Origin of the sequence: Methylophaga sp. UBA2689 (assembly GCA_002354555.1) — a bacterium.
In the GTDB taxonomy this organism is placed as follows: domain Bacteria; phylum Pseudomonadota; class Gammaproteobacteria; order Nitrosococcales; family Methylophagaceae; genus Methylophaga.
This window is the reverse complement of sequence record DELT01000019.1, coordinates 1-7351: the sequence shown is the minus strand read 5'-3', so window position 1 is coordinate 7351 and position 7351 is coordinate 1. Positions and strand designations below refer to the sequence as shown.

Annotated in this window: 7 protein-coding genes; 1 reads left to right on the top strand and 6 read right to left on the bottom strand. The window is 45.3% G+C overall.

The genetic code is table 11. The annotated features are described in order from the left end of the window. The coding region (locus B3M51_RS01845; RefSeq protein WP_292756438.1) for an alpha amylase C-terminal domain-containing protein at positions 1 to 765 on the top strand (765 nt) is incomplete at its 5' end. A gap of 47 nt (positions 766 to 812) precedes the next feature. On the opposite strand, the gene pgi is transcribed toward B3M51_RS01845, so the two are convergent. The 6 genes from pgi to rlmN form a co-directional block, all read right to left on the bottom strand. Beyond that, the gene (gene pgi / locus B3M51_RS01840; RefSeq protein WP_292756436.1) at positions 813 to 2450 is read right to left on the bottom strand and encodes a glucose-6-phosphate isomerase; all 1638 of its coding nucleotides are present in this window, start codon (positions 2448 to 2450) and stop codon (positions 813 to 815) included. Between the two features lie 24 nt (positions 2451 to 2474). Continuing rightward, complete coding sequence (gene hisS, locus B3M51_RS01835) at positions 2475 to 3743, bottom strand: histidine--tRNA ligase (protein ID WP_292756434.1); 1269 nt, start codon at positions 3741 to 3743, stop codon at positions 2475 to 2477. A 2-nt stretch (positions 3744 to 3745) separates the two neighbouring features. Then, positions 3746 to 4864: a flavodoxin-dependent (E)-4-hydroxy-3-methylbut-2-enyl-diphosphate synthase gene (gene ispG / locus B3M51_RS01830; RefSeq protein WP_292756432.1), complete on the bottom strand. Its 1119-nt coding sequence runs from the start codon at positions 4862 to 4864 to the stop codon at positions 3746 to 3748. Further along, entirely contained in the window at positions 4864 to 5790 is a 927-nt protein-coding gene (locus B3M51_RS01825; RefSeq protein ID WP_292354210.1) for a RodZ domain-containing protein, read from the bottom strand. Before B3M51_RS01825 ends, ispG begins: the two co-directional genes overlap by 1 nt. Positions 5791 to 5795: 5 nt before the next feature. Next, complete coding sequence (gene pilW / locus B3M51_RS01820) at positions 5796 to 6551, bottom strand: type IV pilus biogenesis/stability protein PilW (RefSeq protein WP_292756430.1); 756 nt, start codon at positions 6549 to 6551, stop codon at positions 5796 to 5798. Then, positions 6548 to 7351 (bottom strand): 23S rRNA (adenine(2503)-C(2))-methyltransferase RlmN (gene rlmN, locus B3M51_RS01815; protein ID WP_292756428.1); only part of this gene is annotated, 804 nt, incomplete at its 5' end. The genes rlmN and pilW, both read right to left, overlap by 4 nt.

Below are 7351 nucleotides of genomic sequence, written 5' to 3'. Positions count from 1 at the left end.
GATATGGGCGGACTGGGTTTCTCGATGAAGTGGAATATGGGCTGGATGCACGACATTCTTGAGTATATGAAACAGGATCCTATTCATCGTCGCTATCATCATGATCAGCTTACCTTTGGTTTGCTGTATGCATTTACCGAAAATTTTGTGTTGCCTTTTTCCCACGATGAAGTTGTGCATGGTAAAGGTTCGATGCGCTACAAAATGCCCGGAGATGAGTGGCAGCAGTTTGCTAATCTGCGGTTACTTTATACCTTTATGTACAGCTATCCCGGCAAAAAATTATTATTTATGGGATCAGAGTTTGGACAGGGCAGTGAGTGGAATAGTGAAAAAGCACTGGAATGGTATTTACTGGATTATCCAAAACATCAGGGCCTGTTACAGCTGGTCACTGATTTAAATAAAGTCTACCGTGAGAGCCCTGCGCTTCATTATCATGACTTTGACGCACATGGATTTGAATGGATTGATTGCAATGATCGGGAACAATCAGTACTAAGCTACCTGCGTCAGGGACAGGATTCCATCGCTGTGGCGGTGTTTAATTTCACGCCTGTAGTGAGGGATAATTATCGAATTGGTGTGCCTGAAGCAGGCGAATATGAAGTTGTCATCAATTCTGACTCGGAATACTACAGTGGCAGTAATTATTCTGTTAGTCAGGTAATTCAGAGCGAATCAACAAGCTGGTCTGATAGACCCTACTCCATTGTGTTGAACTTACCACCTTTGGCCGGACTGATTATTCGTAAAAAGCATTAACTCTTGTAATGAAAGCGACTCGTAAGTTACGAGCCGCTTTCATTTATCTATTTCCGCAAGGTACGGATCAGCCTGATAAGCTCGGTAGTAGAACTATCATGCACAGAAATTTCGGCATTACTCTGCAAATCCGGCAAAATAGCTTTGGCAAGCTGTTTACCGAGCTCAACGCCCCATTGGTCAAATGAATTGATGTTCCAGATAACCCCTTGGACAAATACTTTGTGCTCATAGAGGGCCACAAGCTGCCCCAACATTTCCGGCGTCAATTTAGGAAATAACAATACGTTACTCGGACGATTACCCGGGAAAACTTTGTGTGGCAATAATGCATCAAGGGCTTTGCCTTCATAGCCTTCCTTGACCAACTCTTCTCTAACCTCTTCAGCCGTTTTACCTTTCATCAATGCTTCTGATTGAGCCAAACCATTGGCCAATAGAATGGATTGATGATCACATTCAGGATAATGACTGTTTACCGGTAACACAAAATCCACTGGAATTAACTGTGTACCCTGATGAATCAGTTGAAAATAAGCGTGCTGACCATTGGTACCAGGTGTACCCCAGATAACCGGTCCCGTTTTATAACTGATACGAGCGCCCTGACGGTTAATAAACTTACCGTTGCTTTCCATATCCAGCTGCTGCATGTGACTAGGAAAACGCGCCAGTGAGTGATCATAGGGAACGATTGCATGAGTCTGGGCATTAAAGAAATTGATATACCAGATCCCCAGCATTCCCATAATCAGCGGAATATTTTCTGCCAATGGCTTGGTACGGAAATGCTTATCCATTTCATGTCCACCATCCAGCAAACGAAGGAAATTATCCATGCCAACATACAATGCAATCGGTAGACCGATAGCACTCCATAAAGAGTATCGGCCACCCACCCAGTCCCAGATTTCGAACATATTGGCAGTATCAATACCAAACTTGGCAACTTCCTTAGCATTGGTCGATACCGCAACAAAATGTTTTGCCACATCAGCCTGTGTCGCTACTTTCAAAAACCAGTTGCGGGCTGATTGAGCGTTCGTTATGGTTTCCTGAGTCGTGAAGGTTTTCGAAGCCACAACAAAAAGAGTGGTTTCAGGATTCAGTTTTTCGAGTGTTGTGCTGAGATCAGTACCATCAACATTAGAAACAAAATGTGCCTGGATGCCATCAATACCGTAAGGCTCTAATGCATCGCAAATCATGGCTGGGCCGAGATCAGAGCCACCAATACCAATATTGACAATATCAATAATTTTTTTACCGCTGAATCCTAACCATTTACCTGAATGTACCTGTTCGCAGAAAGCGGCCATTTTGTCCAATACTGCATTTACCTGCGGCATGACATCCTGACCGTCCACCATAACCGGGGTATTGGATCGGTTGCGCAACGCGGTATGTAAAACGGCACGACCTTCGGTGTGATTAATTTGATCACCCGAAAACATTCGTTCTATCCATTCCTGAATATTTACCGCATCTGCAAGCGCAATCAGCTTATCGATGGTTTCCTGAGTAATGCGGTTCTTCGAATAGTCGAGCAGTAAATCCCCTGAGCGAATTGAGAAACGTTCAAAACGTCCTGAGTCCAGTGCGAATTGTTCACGCATCGACAGATATTTGATATCGGAATAGTGTCTATCAAGTGATTGCCATTCGGCGATATTTAGTGGCGTCATATTTCTACTTATTTTTGTTAACTGTTAGTTGAATGCCGAGGCAGAAAGAAAATTCGCTAGTTCAGACCAGGCTAACGTCTGTTGCTCGCCTGTTGCCATAGTTTTCACACCAATGGTTTGCTGCGCCATTTCCTCTTCCCCCAAAATTAAGGTCCAGCGCGCTCCGCTGCGATCAGCCCGCTTAAATTGGCTTTTAAAACTACCACCACCACAGTGGCTAATCAAGCGAAGTTGAGGAAGTTGGTCTCTCAGACTCTCTGCTAGTAATAATGATTGTGCGGCAGCGACATCCCCCACAGCGACCAGATACACGTCAGGTCCGGATATTTCAGGCAGTACTTCACCCGCTTCCAGTAGCGAAATCAGACGTTCGAGCCCGATGGCAAAACCTATCGCCGTGGAAGCCTTGCCGCCAAGTTGATCTATAAGTCCGTCATATCGCCCGCCAGCACATACAGTTCCCTGGGCACCCAGTTGATCGGTTACCCATTCGAAAACCGTTTTGCCGTAATAATCCAGCCCGCGGACGAGACGGGGGTTAACTTCAAAAGCAATTCCAGCTTCGGTTAAGGTATTGCATAATTGCTCAAAGTGCTCTGCTGACTCTGCATCAAGATAATCTATCAACTTAGGAGCAGCTTGGTTAAGCGCCTGCATCTCAGGATTTTTACTGTCCAGAATGCGTAAAGGATTGCTCGATAAACGCCGTTGACTGTCCTCATCCAGCTGCTCTTGATTAGCCTGATAATATTCAACCAGCTTTTGACGATATTTAACACGAGCTTCTGTACTGCCCAGCGAGTTTATCTGCAGGGAAATATCTTTTAATCCCAGCTTTTTCCATAACCTGGCGGTTAACAGGATCATCTCGGCATCAATATCCGGTCCACTGAAGCCATAAGCTTCGACACCTAACTGGTGAAATTGACGATAGCGGCCTTTCTGAGGACGTTCATGGCGAAACATGGGTCCCATATACCAGAGGCGTTGTTGCTGATTGAACATACCATGTTCCATGGCCGCCCTGACACATCCAGCGGTGCCTTCTGGGCGTAAAGTGAGGCTGTCACCATTACGATCATCAAAGGTATACATTTCTTTTTCAACGATGTCGGTGACTTCGCCGATAGAACGCTTGAATAATTCGGTTTTTTCCAGAATGGGTAACCGTATTTCCTGATAACCGTAGCCATCAAGAACCTGTTTCAGGCTGGTTTCCACTACTTGCCAATACGGCGTCATTTCCGGAAGAATGTCATTCATCCCCCGGACAGAACGGATAATCTCTGCCACCTTTAGCTTATGTCCTTTATCGGAATTACTTTTTCGGGTTGTTCACTTCGCAGTGAAATCCGCTGACGAATTTCTTTTTCCAACTGATCAACCAATGATTCGTTATCTAATTTGTGATGCGGTTTACCGTCACGATATAACAGATTGGGTGAACCGCCGGTCAGACCAATTGCAGCTTCTTTTGCTTCACCCGGGCCATTTACCACACAACCTATAACGGCCACATCCATCGGTTCAATAATATCTTCCAGTCTGGCTTCCAGTGCGTTGACTGTTGAAATAACATCAAATTCCTGTCTGGAACAAGATGGGCAGGCAATGAGGTTTATCCCTTTGCTGCGAATGCGGAGGCTTTTTAAAATATCAAAACCGACACGAATTTCTTCGACAGGATCAGCAGCCAATGAAACACGAATGGTATCGCCAATGCCTTCAGCTAGCAGCATGCCAAGACCTATCGCCGATTTGACTGCTCCACTACGCAGACTTCCTGCTTCGGTGATACCCAGATGCAAAGGCTGCTCAATCTGGTCAGCAAGCTGACGATAGGCATGCACTGTCATGAACACATCAGATGCTTTCAAACTAACTTTAAAATCTGGAAAATTAAGGCGGTCCAGAATATCAATATGACGTAAGGCCGACTCAACTAAAGCTTCAGGAGTTGGCTCACCATATTTTTTTTGTAATTCTTTTTCCAATGAACCGGCATTGACGCCAATGCGGATTGGAATACCATAATCCCGTGCCTTATCGACAACAGCCCGCACCCGATCTTCGCGACCAATATTGCCCGGATTGATACGCAGGCAATCAACACCCAGCTCAGCCACCCGCAGCGCAATTTTATAATCGAAATGAATATCGGCAATTAAAGGGATATCCACCAACTTACGAATCGCACCAAAAGCCTCTGCCGCATCCATTGAAGGGATAGAGACCCGAACCAGATCAGCACCCACTTTCTGTAATCTCTGGATCTGATCAACAGTGGCAGCAACATCTGTTGTTTCGGTATTGGTCATGCTTTGAACGGCAATCGGCGCATCACCGCCTACCGGGACATTACCAACCATAATTTGACGTGATTTTCGACGTTTTATCGGTGAAGCAGTTTGCATTAAGAATCTTCTCCCAAGGTAAATCGAGCCACATTACCGCGAGTGTATTCAGTAATATCGATGATATCGCCATCAAATCTGACAGAAGCGGCATTCGCCTGCCCCAATGAAACTTGTAAAGGTAGCGTACCGGTCAATTCGACCGTATTACCTGCTCTGACCACACGACTAATCAGAACTTGCTGACTGGCATCTCTGACTTCAACCCAGCAATCTGCATCCAAACCAATGATAAGGTTCTTTTCAGTTGTAGCTTCTGCTGTAGCAGGTTCTGCATCTTCAACTTCTGCAGGTGGGGTTATCTCAGCTTCAAATGGTTCATCGAGGGCGGTATCCGCGGTATCCAAAGTTGGCTCAGATGTATCGGTTTCATCTGGTGATAAAGGTTGTTCCTCCAGGCTGATATCATTAGACTCAGTCACTGGAACAGGATTAACATTATTCTCGGTTTCCGGCTCATCCAATGGTTCAAGCAGTGTTCTCTCTGCCGGCTCATTATTCTGTACAAGTTGCGTCGCCTGCCATTGCTGGTAGGCAAACCAGGTCAAAACTGCCACGGTAATCAGCAATATCAAAGGCAGCCAGGGGAATGTTGATTTTGCAGGTTTAATCTGTTGAATTGGTGCTACCGATGGGCTTCTTTTATCAGTCTCGGTGAATTCGATATTAAAGCCTGCCAGCATTTCATCCTGTGGAAGCCCCAAAAACTTTGTATAACTCAGGAAATAACCACGGGCATAGGTTCGACCATGCAGCTTATCCCAGTCTTGTTCTTCGAGATGGACAATGGCGCTGCGAGTCACCCTCAACTGGGCTGCCGCATCAGAAACCGAGATTTTTTTTGCTTCGCGAGCTTCCCGCAGTCGTCTACCAACGTCCACTGATGATGAAACAACATTTGGTTCTTCTGAATGACTCTCAGTCATAAACGTTAAATACCTTCATTGACCATGCGCATTTCATCAGAATCCGGAAAACGGGCTCGCATAATTAACTCGTAACTTGATACGGCGTCTTCATTGCCCAATTTGGATTCAGTTTTAATCGCGGTTAGTAAAGCCTGTGGTGTCCACGGAGAAACACTACTGTAACGCTGAACATAAGCGCGTGCCTGCATGTAATTCTTTTGTTCATAGCTCAAATCAGCCATCCCAATTAATGATTTACTCAGATTTGGATTGATCTGTAACGCCCGTCTGAAATGGGATTCAGCTTTGACCAGATCCGGAATTTGTCTGGTACAGAGTGCAGCGTTTTCATAGGCCATGGCAGAACTTTGATAGAGCGGGTTTTCCACGGATTTTAAAAACCGCTTTTCAGCCTCTACATATTTGCCTTGCTGGCACAGAAACACACCATAGTTATTTTGTGCTTCGGAATATTCCGGAGCTCTGCTAACCGCTTCTTTAAAATGTTTTTCGGCTTTTTCTTCTTCACCCAGTCGTTGATAAAGCAAGGCGATAGTATTGTGAGCACTGGGTAAATTTGGATTTTGTTTCAACGCTTTATTAAGCTTCTCCATGGCGATTTCATAATCACCACGTTGCAGATAACTCAATCCCAATTGCATATTCAATTCAGCCGCCTTGGGATCCGGCGCAATATGCTCACGTGGCCCGGTTGTACCACATGCGGTAAGCATAATGATTGATGTCGCCAGAAAACCTATTTTCAAAAATGATTTCATCGGACGAAAACAACCTCCCGTTCAGCTAATCTTTGAGTACGACGAGTTTTATCCTGAACTTCGCCGGCCAGTTGACCACAGGCTGCCACGATATCATCACCACGGGTTTTTCGTACAGTCGCAACCAGACCGGCCGCGATCAACTGCTCTTTAAAACGATTAATGACATTTTTTGAAGAGCACTGGTAATCGGTGCCCGGGAAGGGGTTAAATGGAATGAGATTGATTTTGTTCGGTATGCCTTTCAAAATCCGGATCAGATCCCGTGCATCCTTTTCCGAGTCATTAATTCCTGCGAGCATCACGTATTCAACTGTGATGTGGCGACGCAATTGCTCACCCGTCACATATCGTTTACAAGCCGCTAATAATTCAGCAATCGGGTATTTATCGTTTAATGGAATAATCTCGCTGCGTAATTTATCGTTCGCAGCATGTAATGATATGGCCAGACTGACATGGCAATCTTCTTTCAGACGATCAATCATTGGCACGACACCTGAGGTGCTCAATGTTAACCGTCGCCAGGAAATACCATATGCCAAATCATCACGCATAAGATTCATCGCTGAAATCACATTATTGTAATTTGTCAGCGGTTCTCCCATGCCCATCATCACCACATTGGTGACCATTCGATTGCCTTTGGGGTCTTTACCTAAAGCTTCATTGGCAATCCACAACTGAGCAATAATCTCGGCAGCACTGAGGTTGCGATTAAAACCTTGTTGACCGGTTGAACAAAAAGTACAGGTTAAGGCACATCCCACTTGAGAGGACACACATAAAGTCCCACGACC

Bases quoted from the DNA above. Each gene is read 5' to 3' on its own strand.
- pgi (WP_292756436.1), bottom strand. From the start codon at position 2,450: ATGACGCCACTAAATATCGCCGAATGGCAATCACTTGATAGACACTAT.
- ispG (WP_292756432.1), bottom strand. From the start codon at position 4,864: ATGCAAACTGCTTCACCGATAAAACGTCGAAAATCACGTCAAATTATG.
- B3M51_RS01825 (WP_292354210.1), bottom strand. From the start codon at position 5,790: ATGACTGAGAGTCATTCAGAAGAACCAAATGTTGTTTCATCATCAGTG.
- pilW (WP_292756430.1), bottom strand. From the start codon at position 6,551: ATGAAATCATTTTTGAAAATAGGTTTTCTGGCGACATCAATCATTATG.